Source organism: Spirosoma aerolatum, from assembly GCF_002056795.1.
GTDB classification, from domain to species: domain Bacteria; phylum Bacteroidota; class Bacteroidia; order Cytophagales; family Spirosomataceae; genus Spirosoma; species Spirosoma aerolatum.
Map to the genome: position 1 here is coordinate 1,395,842 of NZ_CP020104.1, position 14,725 is coordinate 1,410,566.

Here is a 14,725-nt window from a genome sequence, read left to right on the forward strand (position 1 = left end):
CCAGCCGCGTTACAGTCCCAACTGATTAAAATCGAACCAACGTTTGAGTCGTAAGTTAATAAATCGCTTCAGGTACATCTCGTTCAGGAACGTGTTCGACCAGTTTTCGAATCGCTCGCACTGCACACCGATGTAAAAAAAGTAGATGCTTTCACCGAGCATGGGCAAAAGCCGTTTTTCTTCGTCACTAATGGGTGTGATGGATTCGTACCCATGCAGGAAACTTTCTTTCTTTTTATAGAACTCGGCTACATCGGTTTCGGTGCTGTGAATTTGTAGGATATAGTAAGCAATGTCGAAGCAGAGCAGACCATTACCACAAAAATCAAAGTCGAACAGGGTGATGGTGCCGTCTTTGGCAATGTTCAGATTGTCGAACCAGATGTCCAGATGGACAACGCCCTGCCGCGTTTGGGATTGGTCGATAGTAGCAAACTGGTTAAGTAAATATTGCTGCGTTGACAGCATAAATTGTATTTCGGGGGTATCGGCTGGCAGAAATGGCCTGAATATTTCAATCGAATCCACCAGCAGTACCTCTGGGGTGTACGTCACTCGATCCAACGTCAGATTGTGCGTCAACTGATGAAACCGAGCCATAATCTGACCGAGTTTGTAATGTAATTCTTCCGAGAATGTCAGCAGCTTTTCACCTTCGGCAAATGAGAATAGCACACCAAAACGAGTTCCCTCAGGGGCATTCAACTCCTGAATGTAGTTGCCCGTATTATCTGAAATGGGATAAGAGACCGAAATACCTGCATCATTGACTAGATTCAGAAGTTGGATCTCTTCCAGAATGTCGGTCTGTGTTCGCCAGTTCAGGCTGTAGATTCGGAAAACGGCTTTGTTATCCCCATCAACCACCAGATAGGAATGGTTTATGCCCGCTTTTAGCAATTGGCAGGTAGTGTCGGTACCAAACGGGTAAGCTTTCTGTATAAACTGTGCAAGATGGACTGGGGAGAGGATGGAGGAGGAGACAGGAAAGGTTTGCATGGCACAAAAATAGCCAACCCGAAGTACCTTTTCGGGAGTCGATAAAGAATCGGTATAAGTTTATCCTTTGAATCGGGCGGCATCCAGAATCGACCAGAGGTGAATGATCCAGCCGAGCATAAAAAACCAGAGAATACCCGCCAGTACAAACTGGATAATGGCAATCAGCAACCGTCCCTGTAACAATTGCCCTAACCCTGGAATGAAGAAACTGCAAAGGGCCGCCAATACATTACCGCCCGATCCCTGTCCTGCCATAGTATTGTTATTTTTAGATTATTCACTACTAAAGTAGTCATTATCTATTTAGGTAATTTATCGCCACGATTTGTGTATCTATAGTCCACGAGCATGTCGGTCAAGAGAATAGATTACGATGGCCAATTGACGTAGTTTCGCCAGTTGTGTTGTTCGCTGAATCCCAGCACTTCCCGGATTTTACGGTTTGAAAACAAGGCCTCATGTTCGCCCAGCTCACGCGTGATAGGCACACCGGGAAAGAATGTTTCAGCCAGTTCTTTGCTCGGCATGACGGCCCCATTGTGATCGTTTCCAGCATTGAAAATCTGAAAGCCAAGGTTATTTTTTTGTAAGCATAAATTCACAATTTGGCCCAGATCACGGGCGTCGATGTAGCAGAAGGCGTTCCGGCGTCGCACTTCGGGGTGCCGAAAATAATAGGGAAACAGGTCGGCATATTCGTGGGGTTCAATCACATTACCGATACGAAGCGCATAGATGTCAATCCCTGACCGGCGCTGGAAGGCACGGGCTGTTTTTTCATTGACCACCTTTGATAATCCATAGCTATCCATCGGATCAACATCATAATCCTCTTCCAGCGGCAGGGACGTAGGGTCTGTCTGGCCATCGGAAAAACAGATACCGTAGGTGGTTTCTGACGAAGCAATGATGATCTTTGGGATACCTAGTTTAACGGCCGCTTCAATCACATTATAGGTACCAATGGTGTTGACACGGAACGTTTCATTATCCGGTTTAATTAAAATTCGGGGGATGGCGGCAAAATGGACAACTGCATCAAACCGGGGTATGCCCGTACCCGACTCCAGTTCATCCAGACCAGCATACGAACTCATGGCATTAAACATTTGCCCGGAATCCGTAATATCGGCCATCAGATTATAGACTCCTGGATGATTCAAGGGGGTAAGATCTACATTCATCACCGTATGCCCCTGATCGAGTAGGTAAGGAATAACGTGCTTTCCGGCTTTTCCGGAGCCTCCGGTAAAAAATATGCGCTGTTTTGTCATAAATAATACGGTTGCATATGGGCTCAAGGTACCTAAACCACCAAGCCATCGTCGGTAGACTTTCTAACGGTTAATTCGTTCTGGCCGCTTACTGTTTTCTTTTTACCAAAATAAGCCTCATTTAGTAGGTCATCAACTGGAAGAGATGTGGGGTTGACTAGCTTTAATCACGACCAACTTTGCTCAAAACGTTACTGCTATTAAAGTATGATAGGTCCCACTACCCGTTGAGGTAATTAACGGGCTGACAAAATCTCATATCTCGAACTCGGGCTAAGAATAGTAAAAAAATATGGGTGCCAAATTACAGAATGGCACCCATAGGACACTGGTTCGCACTTCGAACTTACAGCCCCAGTACTTTCTTGTTAAATGCTTCATCGGCACCTGTTCCGGCGAAATCGTCGAAGGCACGCTCAGTGACACGGATGATGTGACTTTCGATGAATGGTGCACCTTCGGCGGCTCCCTGTTCGGGATGTTTCAGGGCGCATTCCCACTCCAGTACTGCCCAGCGATCGTAGTCATACTGAGCGAGTTTTGAGAAGATGCCTGAGAAGTCAACCTGTCCGTCGCCCAGTGAGCGGAAACGGCCTGCGCGTTCTACCCAGCCCTGATAGCCACCATAAACGCCCTGTTTGCCCGTCGGGTTAAACTCGGCATCTTTTACGTGATAGGCAAAAATCCGCTCGTGGTAGAAATCAATGAATTGCAGGTAATCGAGTTGCTGTAAGACAAAGTGGCTAGGATCGTAGTTGATACCAACGCGGGGGTGGTTGCCTGTTTTTTCGAGGAACATCTCGAATGTAATGCCATCGTGCAGGTCTTCGCCGGGGTGCAATTCGTACGCCAGATCGACCCCTGCGTCTTCATACGCATCCAGAATAGGCTTCCAGCGGGTAGCAAGTTCCGTAAATCCGGTTTCGACCAGACCCGCCGGACGCTGTGGCCACGGGTAGATAAACGGCCACAACAGCGCTCCCGAGAACGTTGGGCTGGCTTTCAGACCCAGGTTTTTGCTGGCTTTAGCCGTCATGATCAACTGATCGGTAGCCCAGGCTTGTTGTTCTTTGGGCTTGCCTGCCAGTTCGGCTGGTCCGAAACCGTCGAACATAGGCCCATAGGCTGGATGCACAGCAACTAACTGCCCTTGCAGGTGTGTAGCCAGTTCGGTGATTTCAACACCGATGTCGGCCAGTTTACCTTTCAGCTCGTCGCAATATGTCTGACTTTCCGACGCCTGTTTCAGGTCGATCAAACGGGCGTCCCAGGTTGGGATCTGAATGCCTTTATAGCCCAGGTCGGCCATGTATCTGGCAATGGAATCGAGCGAGTTGAAGGGTTCTGTATCGCCTAAAAATTGGGCAAGGAATATGCCCGGACCTTTCATTGTTTTCATGCTGTTTAAAGAGCGAAAGAGCGAAAGAGTGAAAGAGTGGCTGACGCAATCACTTAGCTCTTTCACTCTTTCGCTCTTTATGTCAGTCGCTCACTGATTTACGAGATTTAGAGAGAATTTTTAGAATTTGATAGCCTTCATCTACTAAGTCGGCCAGGCGATGCTCAGGTACCAGTTCAATATAAATAAGCGTTTCGAGCCAAAAGAGTGATTCGTCTAACTCTTCGATGGTGACACTGAGCTTCGCAAAATACTCCTTCTGGCTTCGTCCCCTACGAACGGCCCGAAAGTTGGCGGCTGCCGAAGAGGACGAGCGAATAAGCTGATGACCAAAATGTTGGGCATCATAGTCTTTCGAAAGGGTACGATACACCTTCACACAACGAAGCATAAATAACTTCAGTCGTTTTTCAAGATCATCCAGAAACTGACTTTTCGATTGGCCTGAGTAATCTACCCAAGCCTCCTGAACAAGGTTTTCCAGCTCTTGTAGATTCTCGTTGTCGTATATCGTTCTTTCACTCATTCGCTCTTTCACTCTTTAAATTTCCACCCACGCCTGCTTGCGGTTGGATTCCAGGATTTTCTCGCAAATGAGTAATTCGCGGTAGCCGTCGGCGAAGGTGGGGAAGGTTGGGTTTTCGGGCTGTTTGCCTGCCGCAATCGCTTCGTAGACCTCTTTAAACAACTGTTTCGACGTGTCGGGGAAACCTTCGTTGTGGCCGCCGGGGAACGAGATTACCGAACGGGCTTCGGGGTGCGCCAGCGATGGATCGCGCATGAAGGCTTCGTTGGCACCGTCGCGGTTACCGATCCACATTTCGTTAGGTGCTTCGGAATTCCAGGCGTAGGTTTTCTTCGAACCGGCGATTTCGAGTTTCATCTGATTCTTACGGCCAGCCGCTACCTGCGATACCGTGATGCTACCCTTGTTGCCGTTGTCGAACCGCAGCAGCACGTTGGCATGGTCTTCGGTATTGATGGGGACGTCGGCATAATCTTCAGGCTTCAGCATTTTACCCGAGTAGGTCTCCACAGGTTTCAGGGGCTTCTTACGCACTTTATGGACGGTGTTGAAATCAGCCATAACCGCTACTGTTTTCAGCCCTGTAATGTATTCCAGACTGTCCATCAGGTGTGAACCAATGTCGGCAATAGCCCGCGAATCGCCCGATTTGTCGGGTTCGAGCCGCCAGTTGTAGTCGGTATCGTAGAAGAGCCAGTCCTGTAGGTACGAGCCGATTACCGAATACACGTCGCCCAGGTCGTTTTGCTCGCGCATCACTTTCATCTGCCGAACCAGTGGGTAATAGCGCAGGTTGAAGTGAACGGCATTGACCAGGCCGGTCTCTTTCGCCAGTGCCACCAACTCTTCGGCTTCATGCAGGTCTTTTGCCAGTGGCTTTTCACAGACTACGTGCTTGCCTGCCAGCAGAGCGGCTTTCGACTGCGAGTAGTGCAGGAAGTTAGGGGTGCAAATGTGAACAACTTTAATATCGTCCATCGCTAGCAGTTCGTCAAACGTACAGGAACGTTCGATGCCCAGCTGATCGGCTTTCTGACGAGCCAGTTCGGGTGTTACTTCGCAAAGGGCAAGGACATTCGTATTGGGTAGGCGACGTAGCGCTTCGATATGCGCGGGGCCGATGAATCCGGTGCCAACGACACCAACATTGATTTTTTGCATGAAAAGGGAATAATTGAATGATTGAATTGTTGAATGATTGAATTGCAATTTGCCGTTGCGATTGAATTAAGACGGACGCTGACTACTCTTTGAGTTTTTGCGGGCAGATGAAAAAATGGCTAATAGCTCCGAAGCTTCCTTCATAAGATTGGTCAATTTCTCCACTCGTACGATTTCCGTTTCCGTAAGTAATTCCATCCAGAATAGTGATTCATCCGCTTCTTCAACGACAATACTTAGCTTAGCAAATTACTCCGCCTGACTTCTGGCACGACAAACTGCCCGACAATTTGCTCCAACAGAAGTAGCAGAGCGTAGCAGTTGCTTACCAATAATCTTAGCTTCATCCGTCTTCGGTAATGCTCGAAAAAGACGGATACTACGCAAGGCAAACTCTTTCGTTCGCTTCTGCATTTGTTGAACAAACTCGATTTTATCATTCATTACGGTAGGGTTTACTAATGATTGAATTGTTGACTGATTGAATTGTTGAATGGCTTTGGCAACTTTGTTCAACGATTCAATCAGTCAACAATTCAATCAGTTAATTGATAAATTTCGTCCACTTGGTCGTGTCGTCCTGGCTGGAGGCAATCACCGTGTCGATAAAAGCCAGGCCACGAACGCCATCCGCTACCGAAGGGAAGTCGTAAATCGGGTCAGGATCGCGGCCTTCCATGTGCGCTTTCACGGCATAGGCAAAGTTGCGATACAGGTTAGCGAACGCTTCGAAAAAGCCTTCGGGGTGGCCCGATGGTAGTCGCCAGTGAGCTTTGGCTGCTGCCGACAAATCACCGACGTTCGGTCGGATGATGCGCTGACCTTCCTGAGTTTTGTATTTGAGCGTATTAGGTTCCATCTGGTGCCACTCCAGGCCGCCCAGTTCGCCGTATACGAAAATTTTCAGCGCATTTTCTTCGCCATTGGCAATCTGGCTGGCGTGCAGAACCCCTTTGGCACCGCCTTCGAAGCGAAGCAGTACATTACCATCGTCATCGAGCAAACGACCCGGAACAAAGGTGCTCAAGTCAGCACAGAGTTCGGCAATTTGCAGGCCCGTAACGTATTCGGCCAGGTTTTCAGCATGGGTACCGATATCGCCCATACAACCCGCAGCCCCTGATTTCGACGGGTCGGTACGCCAGATGGCCTGTTTGTAGTTGTTGTCTTCTTCTTTTTTCGACAACCAGCCCTGTGGGTACTCTACGACTACTTTCCGAATCTTTCCCAGTTTCCCGTTGCGCACCATGTCGCGGGCTTCTTTCACCATTGGGTAGCCCGTGTAGTTGTGCGTTAAGCCAAATACCAATCCCGACTTTTCAACGATTTCGGCCAGTTCTCGGGCTTCGTCCAGGTTGAGGGTCATGGGTTTGTCGCACATCACATGGAATCCATTTTCGAGCGCCATCTTGGCGGGGGGAAGTGCATGTGGTTGGGCGTTACGATGGAAATAAAATCCATCCGCTCGCCTTCCGGCAGTGTTTTCTCTTTCTGGATCATTTCCTCATAGGAGGAGTAAACCCGGTCTTCGGGCAGGTACAACGCATGACCAGTCGCTTTTGATTTGTCGGGCGATGAACTGAAGCAGCCACAAACCAGTTCAATTTCGTTGTCCAGGCTAGCGGCCCGGCGGTGAACAGCGCCAATGAAGGCATCGAGCCCTCCGCCAACCATACCCATTCGCAATTTTCTGTGCATTGGTAATGAAGTTGAGAGTAAACAGGGTAAAAAAGCGGTTTACAGGGGGCAGTTTACTATAGTTTATGGCAAGTTTCAGGTTTCAAGTTTGACGTTTTGTTCAGTAAACCTGCAACTTGCAACCAGAACCAGGTGAACGTCTTTCCATGCGCCCCTTTTTTCGCGGCTGGAAATTAGTGGTTTTCTCTTATTTTTCGGAAATTTTGCACAAAAACGGTCGAAGAGCGGGGAGTTTGTCCGGTCATTCGCCTTTTGTTCGTTAATTAACTTAAACTCACTAAATCCTCTCTTGTAGAAAATGAATCAAACCATCAATCCATCGCGACTGTTTCTGGCCAGTTGCTTCGCACTGATCACCACCGCCTTTTCGTTCAGTATTCGGGCTGGTATTCTGCCTCAGCTAGGTACCGAACTCGGGCTATCAGCTGAGCAGTTAGGTTTCATCAACTCTATGTGGTTCTTCGGCTTCCCAATCGCTATGATTGTTGGTGGGCTGGTTTACTACTCGGTAGGGCCCAAGATCATCATGAATGTGGCTTTTTTGTGCCATACCCTGGGGATTTTGCTCACGATCTACGCGGGAAGTTATTCGACGTTGCTGATTTCGACGTTGCTGATCGGTATTGGGAATGGCTGTACGGAAGCGGCTTGTAATCCGATGATTGCCGATATGTTTACGGGCGCTCAGATGAACAAGATGCTGAATCGCTTCCACATGTGGTTTCCTGGTGGTATCGTGATTGGTAGCTTGCTCTCTAAATTTATGACGGATGCCGGCCTGTCGTGGCAAACACAGGTTTGGGTCATTATGATTCCTACTGTGGTGTATGCGTTCCTGTTCTTCGGTCAGGCGTTCCCAACGTCGAAAGAAGTAAAGGCCACTTCGCTGAGCAGTAATTTTCAGGCAATGCTTACCCCGCTTTTCCTGTTTATGTTCGTTTGTATGGCCTTCACTGCCATTTCGGAATTCGGTCCACAACAGTGGGTTGGTCTGATTATGAGTAAGAGTGGCGCTACGCCGATGTATATTCTGGCTCTTACCACAGGCCTGATGGCAATTGGCCGTTATTTTGGTGGCCCGATCATTCATCGGCTCAATCAAACGGGCGTATTGCTGGGTGGGGCCGTTTTTGCAACCATTGGTATTTATTTATTCAGTACGCAAACAGGTTCTATGGCCTATGTAGCTGCTATTTTCTTTGCTATCGGTGTCTGTTATTTCTGGCCAACTATGATTGGGTTCGTTGCCGAAAATATTCCCGCTAGTGGTGCTCTGGGTATGTCGATTATTGGTGGTGTAGGTATGTTCTCTACCTCCATCTGGCAACCCATTATTGGCGGCTGGATTGATACGGCCAAGGTCGAAAAGGCATCAACAGGATTATCTGGTGATGCGCTGGAACTGGCTGCAGGCCAGGCGACACTAGCCAAAATGACTATGTTCCCGATCTTTCTGGTTGTTGCATTTGTTGTATTGTGGTTCTGGATGCGTAATCGCAAGCCCGGCCATGTCGATGAAAAGCTTGTAGCCGAACAGCCACAGCTATAGTCTAAGTAATTCCTGCGTCATCTGCTGATAAAATTACTTCCGTAGTTTTTAATTAATATCCCCATTGTCAGACGATTATGGGGATATTTTTTTAATATTGATTAAAAGGTAGTTAATTGAATTAGAATCGTTAAACCTTAGGGTTGCTTTTCTTGTCAGTCAATAGTCTTTCTTGTCTACGAACTTTAATCGTTTATGTTGTGGCTTTACTGGATGCCTACACAAAACCGCTAACTGTCGGTCAGGTAGCTTATATGCTCCGACGGGCTACCTTCGGCCCTACACCCGACCAACTCAGGACGCTTACAGGACAAACAGCTGCCCAGATTGTTACCAAACTTCTGGCCGATCAGCCTGCGCCTACTCCTCCGCTCGATCCCACAACCAGCAAAACATTTACCGATCAGCCATTCGATCAGGCGAATGCCGGTAAGTTGGAAGGCTACGTAAAGCTCTGGTGGGCCAATCTGATGCTCAATCAACCCGTGTCGCTGCTGGAGAAAATGACCCTGTTCTGGTCCAATCATTTCGTAACCAACGATTCGACTGTGAATGATTACCGATTTATGTATCGGTACAATACCTTGCTTCGGCAGTATGCGCTGGGAAATTTCAAAGCGTTTGCTGTTGCTGTTACGCAGGACCCGGCTATGCTGAGGTTTCTGAACGGGAATCAGAACGTGGCGGGTACACCTAATGAAAACTATGCCCGCGAACTTCAGGAGTTGTTTACCATTGGTCGGAATGGGGGCTATACCGAAGCGGATGTACGTGCGGCTGCCAAAGCCTTAACGGGATGGGCCGATACTGGCTACCGCGATGCATCGACCGCAACGATTGGGAGTACATTTCGGGCAAATCGGCACGACACCACAGACAAAACGTTTTCAGCAACGTACCAAAATACGGTTATCAAGGGGCGCTCGGGGAATAACGCAGGTTTGGACGAGTTGAACGACTTGCTCGATATGATCCTGAAAAATGCCGAAACAGCCCGCTACATCTGTCGTCGGATTTATCGCTGGTTTGTCAATTTCGATATTACTACTGATGTTGAAACGAATGTAATTTTACCCCTTGCCGATCTATTCCGAAAATCGAATTTTGAGTTGAAACCCGTCATGTCGACGCTGTTGCAGAGCCAGCATTTTTTCGATTCGGCCTTACAGGGAGCTATGATTAAATCGCCGACTGATCTGGTTATTGGTACATTTCGGTTCTGGGGAGTACAGGCGCCAGACCCGACGCAAAACATTACCGGCTACTACCAGATTGCCAATTATATCTATAGCCGGGTAAAGGAGCAGCAACAGGATTTGCTGAATCCGCCTACCGTATTTGGCTGGACAGCCTATTACCAGACGGATTACTACCAGCAGTGGATCAACTCAACGACCTTGGGGTTACGCGGCTTTTTTGGGGATGCGCTCACTACTAATGCCCTTAAGCTGAATGGTAAAGCCGTTATTGACGTATTGACCTATGCAAAAACGCTTTCGGACCCCACCGATCCCGCCAAACTGGTAAACGATATGACCGCCCAACTGATCGCTATTCCGTTGGACCAGTCCCAGAAAGACTTTCTGATCGATACAGTTTTGCTCAATAATCTACCACGTTATGAATGGACTGCCGAATGGAATGATTACATCAGGGTGCCAAACGATGCGGCTAAAAAACAGGCCGTCCAGATCAAGTTAACCACCTTTCTGCAATACATGTTCCGAATGGCCGAATACCAGATTCAATGATAGAATGCCTCAATGATGGAATAGAGTGTGCGTGAGCCATTCAATCATTCAACGATTCAATCATTCAAAAATTATTTCCCTATGAAGCGTCGAAATTTTCTTCACTATGCGGCTTCGTCGTTGTTGCCGGTTATGATCGATGGCTTCGGAGCCCGTGCGTTGGCCCGTTCGTCGTCGTTTATCAGTTCATTGGTCAATCTGGCGGCTGCGAGTGACCGAGTACTGGTGATTATTCAGTTGCAGGGAGGCAACGATGGCCTGAATACGGTTATCCCGCTCGATCAAATGGGGGTCTACAGCTCGGCCAGTTTTCGGAAGAATATTGCTATACCGGAAGATAAAGCGCTTAAACTGAAAAATTATCCTGGTACGGGTCTGCATCCATCCATGACCGGGCTACAGCAATTGTTTAATGATGGTAAACTGAGCATTGTTCAGGGCGTATCATATCCAACGCCTAATTTCTCCCATTTTAGGGCCAGCGACATCTGGATGACAGCCGTTGATTCGACCCAAACGGCCGATTCGGGTTGGGCCGGGCGCTATCTGGATAAACGTTTTCCGGGATTTCCCAGTAACTACCCCACTACACAGATGCCCGATCCGCCAGCTATTCAGATTGGGTATGTGACAGCTACAACCTTGCTAGGGCCTTCCAATTCGATGGCAATTGTGTTGCAGGACCCCGATACGTTTGCCCGACTGGTAGGGGATAAACCGAATGCCCCCGCAACAAGCCTGACAGGCTATGTAGGTCAGCAAGTTGAGTTCATTCGGCAACAGCAGGCGAGTTCGGTGAGTTATGCCGGACAAATAAAGACGGCAGCTGGCAAGGGGAAAAATCTGGCTACCTATCCGACCGGTAATGCTCTGGCCGAACAGTTGAAGATCATTGCCCGGCTCATTAACGGCGGCCTCCAGACGAAGGTGTATTACGTTACGTTGGGTGGTTTCGATAACCATGCCGCCCAAGTAGTAGCTACTGACACGACTACAGGTACGCATGCGAATTTGCTGAAAACGCTATCGGATGCTGTGCTGGCTTTTCAGAATGACCTGGCTCAATTGAAGCTGGAGGATCGGGTGGTGGGCATGACCTTCTCAGAGTTTGGCCGACGAGCTATTTCGAATAGCAGTTACGGTACTGATCACGGCACATCGGCTCCTATGTTTGTGTTTGGTACAGCCATTAAGTCGCCGATGGTGGGCAAGAATCCAAACCTGAGCGATCTGGATAATAACAACCTGAAAATGCAGACCGATTTCCGGCAAGTGTACGCGGCTATTCTGACCGATTGGTTTGGTACTGACGCTACTACCGAAACAGCTTCGTTGTTTAGAGATTTTCCAGTCGCTACGGTATTCCGTGCGCCAGCTGTCGTTACGGGTACTGAGCCACTAAGTGATGATACGAAATTGTACCCGAATCCTGCTTCTACTCAGGTGACTCTGGAATCGGACTGGCTGACGCAGGGCGTTAAATCGCTTCAATTGGCTAACATGCAGGGACGTTTTATAGGTGTCGAAGCATCACGGCCAACCACGAAATCACTCCAACTTGATGTTAGCAAGCTGCCCATGGGTGATTATGTTCTGCGCGTTGAAACCACTCAGGGAACGCTGACCAAACGGGTAATGGTTGTGCGGTAAAAGCTCATCTTTTTCTACAGCTTGTCGTTTAAGCTACTATATTGGTGGCTTGCTGGCCCGTTTGCTTTAATCTAAAAAGTAGAGAAACTTGACTTATTATGGCGTTTGATGCATATGGTAACCTCACTCCGTACGCAGTTATAGAACTAGATTTAGATGTGTTCCGCCAACAATTCGTTGAGCAATTTCCGTTTTCTACTAAGCGAAACTGGCTTTTTGATGTATTCGTTAGCTACATGAATGATGTGAAACAAACTGTAAAAACGGAAGTTACTGTTTGGGTTGATGGAAGTTTTATAACTCGAAAGCTGGAACCAAACGATATTGACTGTGTTGTTTTTATCGACTACCAAGTATATTTTCAATTCGAAAAAGCAATCGAGCAAATTTGACAACGACGTTTTTTTGATAAATAGTGGAATTGATGGCTATTTCGTGATACATTACCCAGAGGGGCATCGTCGGCGAAACTGGTTTGAGTCGGATCAGATTCGATGGCTTCACGATTTTGGTACGAGCCTTGCAAACCGTAAAAAAGGTATTGTTCAACTGAATTTTTGAGCCATGGAATCACTGGATGAAATCGTACACAACACTGAACAGCGGGCGGCTGCTATAGCCCGACTTCTTAAGTTGATAGGAATGGATACGGCTATCATCCGTCGGCACCAGGATGCCCATGATGAGAGTATCTATACCCAGCAATATATCGAACTTCGTGCCCGTAATTTAATGACACTTACACAACTGCTGGAAGCGGATTGGCTGTTGAAAGCTAATCCTCAACTGGGCAATCGGGCGGCTTAATTGTATCTGTCAGTTATAGTATCATAAGTTGAGGGGATGTTAATAATTTTCACTCCCGACGGCGGATATAGTCTCGCATTTCATCCATAAAACGGTTGGCCTTGAACAACACAATCAGCAGTTTAATGAGCGTCAGGATGAGGAGACCGGGCAATAACAGGGCAAAAATTCCCCAGAAAACCAGCAAAAAATCGGATATGATTTGATTCATGGGAATTAAGTTTCTGAGTGGACGAACAACATAGAAGCAGGTCACTTATCTTGCAGTGTGCCTATACGTATAGAAATCATCTTGTACTATGCTTCGTCACTTACTTGTTGCTGCCTTTGTAATTTGCTTGATTTCCAAAGGGTTTTCTCAGAATCAGCCTTTATTTATTACGGATAGTCTTGATGCATACATCAAACGTGGGATGGCCGACTGGCAGATTCCAGGGTTGGCTATTGCTATTGTCAAAGACGGCAAGGTTGTGGTATCGAAAGGTTACGGGGTTCGAGAAGTAGGAGCGGCTGGCAAATCGGAACCTGTCGATGAAAATACCCTCTTTTTCATTGCCTCCAACACCAAATTGTTTACGGGTACAGCGATCGCTAAGCTGGACGACGAAAAGAAACTGTCGCTGAATGATAAGGTGACGAAATATCTGCCCGACTATAAGCTCTATGACCCGGCCGCTACCCAGCTCGTGACGATTCGGGATGTACTTTCTCATCGGCTGGGGACTAAGACGTTTCAGGGCGATTTTACGTTCTGGAACAGCAATCTTAGTCGGGCCGACGTGGTCAGACGAATGCAGCTGCTGAAACCTGAAGGCCAGTTCCGGCAAGACTATGGTTACTGCAATTCCGGTTTTGTAACGGCAGGCGAGATTGTGGCGAAGGTATCGGGGCTGCCTTGGGAACAGTACGTTGAAAGCAACATCATCAGGCCGCTGGGTATGACCAACACCTACACGCTTACCAAAGGCGCTGAAAACCGCCCAAACATGGCTCGGCCCTACACAACCAGCTTTGGTCCGCTGAAACGGTTGCCGTACGACTATATCGACAACCTGGGCCCGGCGGGCAGCCTGGTTTCCTGCGTGAAAGACCTGAGTAAGTGGCTCATGATGCAACTGGATAGTGGTCGGTTCGAGGGGAAGCGTATCCTGCCCTGGTCGGTGGTTCAGAAAACGCGCGATGGCAATACGATCCTGACAACGCGAAAGTCAGGTCTGTTTCCGACGCACATACGTACCTACGGCCTGGGTGTACTGATGACCGATTATGCAGGTCGACAAGTGTATTGGCATACGGGTGGCGCGTTCGGCTTTGTGACCAACACCTGTTTTGTGCCGGAAGAAAAACTGGCCATTACGATTCTGACCAATCAGGATAATCAAAACTTTTTCGAAGCCCTGCGCTACCAGATTCTGGATGCCTATCTGGGTGTACCGTATACCGATCGAAGTCGTTTCTTCCTACCAGGAGCACAGTCGGAAGCGAAAAAACAGGCTGAGGAATTGCAGGCCATGGCGGATCAGGTGGCGAAAAAGGCCAGACCTGCTTTACCGTTAGCAGCGTATGCTGGTACCTACCGCAATCCGATTTATGGAACTATATTGATCAAGAAAGATGGAGATGGGCTAAACGTTTCCTTCGAGCATCACCCCAACCTGACGGCCAAACTTGAGTATATGGACGATAACACCTTCCGGCTGACTTACTCCAATCAGGCATATGGAATTTTTCCGGCGAAGTTTACCATTAAGGGCAATGCCGTTTCGGCCGTTGATATCAAAGCCAGCGATTTCGTAGAGTTTGATTCGTATTCATTCCTGAAAACGTCGGCCCATTGACTTTGTCAGGCGACGAAAAAGCATACGGGTATGCACCAATGACTGGATGCTCGGATCCATCGTATAAAGA

General features: G+C 48.1%; 13 protein-coding genes and 2 pseudogenes. 6 read left to right on the top strand and 9 right to left on the bottom strand.

What is annotated here, in order from left to right:
• Positions 1–9: 9 nt before the first annotated feature.
• The 8 genes and pseudogenes from B5M13_RS05640 to B5M13_RS05675 all read right to left on the bottom strand — a co-directional run bounded on the left by B5M13_RS05640 (position 10) and on the right by B5M13_RS05675 (position 7,042).
• Positions 10–999, bottom strand: coding sequence for a phosphotransferase (locus tag B5M13_RS05640; RefSeq protein WP_170061090.1), 990 nt, complete (start codon positions 997–999; stop codon positions 10–12).
• A gap of 60 nt (positions 1,000–1,059) precedes the next feature.
• The gene (locus B5M13_RS05645; RefSeq protein ID WP_080054753.1) at positions 1,060–1,257 is read right to left on the bottom strand and encodes a hypothetical protein; all 198 of its coding nucleotides are present in this window, start codon (positions 1,255–1,257) and stop codon (positions 1,060–1,062) included.
• A 113-nt stretch (positions 1,258–1,370) separates the two neighbouring features.
• On the bottom strand, positions 1,371–2,276 hold the full coding sequence (locus tag B5M13_RS05650) for an NAD-dependent epimerase/dehydratase family protein (RefSeq protein WP_080054754.1): 906 nt from the start codon (positions 2,274–2,276) through the stop codon (positions 1,371–1,373).
• Between the two features lie 346 nt (positions 2,277–2,622).
• Positions 2,623–3,675, bottom strand: a complete 1,053-nt coding sequence (locus tag B5M13_RS05655; protein ID WP_080054755.1) for a sugar phosphate isomerase/epimerase family protein — start codon at positions 3,673–3,675, stop codon at positions 2,623–2,625.
• Between the two features lie 82 nt (positions 3,676–3,757).
• Positions 3,758–4,201, bottom strand: coding sequence for a four helix bundle protein (locus B5M13_RS05660; protein ID WP_080054756.1), 444 nt, complete (start codon positions 4,199–4,201; stop codon positions 3,758–3,760).
• A gap of 15 nt (positions 4,202–4,216) precedes the next feature.
• Positions 4,217–5,362 carry a Gfo/Idh/MocA family protein gene (locus B5M13_RS05665; protein WP_080054757.1) on the bottom strand — a complete coding sequence of 382 codons (1,146 nt, stop codon included), beginning with the start codon at positions 5,360–5,362 and terminating at the stop codon, positions 4,217–4,219.
• A 66-nt stretch (positions 5,363–5,428) separates the two neighbouring features.
• A pseudogene (locus tag B5M13_RS05670) lies at positions 5,429–5,806 on the bottom strand (four helix bundle protein).
• A gap of 100 nt (positions 5,807–5,906) precedes the next feature.
• Positions 5,907–7,042, bottom strand: a pseudogene (locus B5M13_RS05675) (Gfo/Idh/MocA family protein).
• Positions 7,043–7,358: 316 nt separating this feature from the next.
• On the opposite strand from B5M13_RS05675, the gene B5M13_RS05680 reads away from it, so the two are divergent.
• The 5 genes from B5M13_RS05680 to B5M13_RS05700 all read left to right on the top strand — a co-directional run bounded on the left by B5M13_RS05680 (position 7,359) and on the right by B5M13_RS05700 (position 12,817).
• Entirely contained in the window at positions 7,359–8,609 is a 1,251-nt protein-coding gene (locus tag B5M13_RS05680; protein ID WP_080054758.1) for an MFS transporter, read from the top strand.
• Between the two features lie 200 nt (positions 8,610–8,809).
• Positions 8,810–10,360 carry a DUF1800 domain-containing protein gene (locus B5M13_RS05685; RefSeq protein ID WP_080054759.1) on the top strand — a complete coding sequence of 517 codons (1,551 nt, stop codon included), beginning with the start codon at positions 8,810–8,812 and terminating at the stop codon, positions 10,358–10,360.
• Between the two features lie 81 nt (positions 10,361–10,441).
• On the top strand, positions 10,442–12,010 hold the full coding sequence (locus B5M13_RS05690; protein WP_080054760.1) for a DUF1501 domain-containing protein: 1,569 nt from the start codon (positions 10,442–10,444) through the stop codon (positions 12,008–12,010).
• Positions 12,011–12,108: 98 nt separating this feature from the next.
• Positions 12,109–12,402, top strand: a complete 294-nt coding sequence (locus B5M13_RS05695; RefSeq protein WP_080054761.1) for a DUF6932 family protein — start codon at positions 12,109–12,111, stop codon at positions 12,400–12,402.
• Between the two features lie 172 nt (positions 12,403–12,574).
• Positions 12,575–12,817, top strand: a complete 243-nt coding sequence (locus B5M13_RS05700) for a hypothetical protein (protein WP_080054762.1) — start codon at positions 12,575–12,577, stop codon at positions 12,815–12,817.
• Positions 12,818–12,866: 49 nt separating this feature from the next.
• Here B5M13_RS05700 and B5M13_RS33300 read toward each other — a convergent pair whose 3' ends face one another.
• A complete protein-coding gene (locus B5M13_RS33300; RefSeq protein ID WP_155297191.1) occupies positions 12,867–13,028 on the bottom strand; it encodes a hypothetical protein in 162 nt (53 codons plus the stop codon).
• 88 nt (positions 13,029–13,116) lie between these two features.
• Between B5M13_RS33300 and B5M13_RS05705 the strand changes: the two genes are divergently transcribed.
• Positions 13,117–14,655, top strand: a complete 1,539-nt coding sequence (locus tag B5M13_RS05705) for a serine hydrolase (RefSeq protein WP_080054763.1) — start codon at positions 13,117–13,119, stop codon at positions 14,653–14,655.
• Positions 14,656–14,725: the final 70 nt, after the last annotated feature.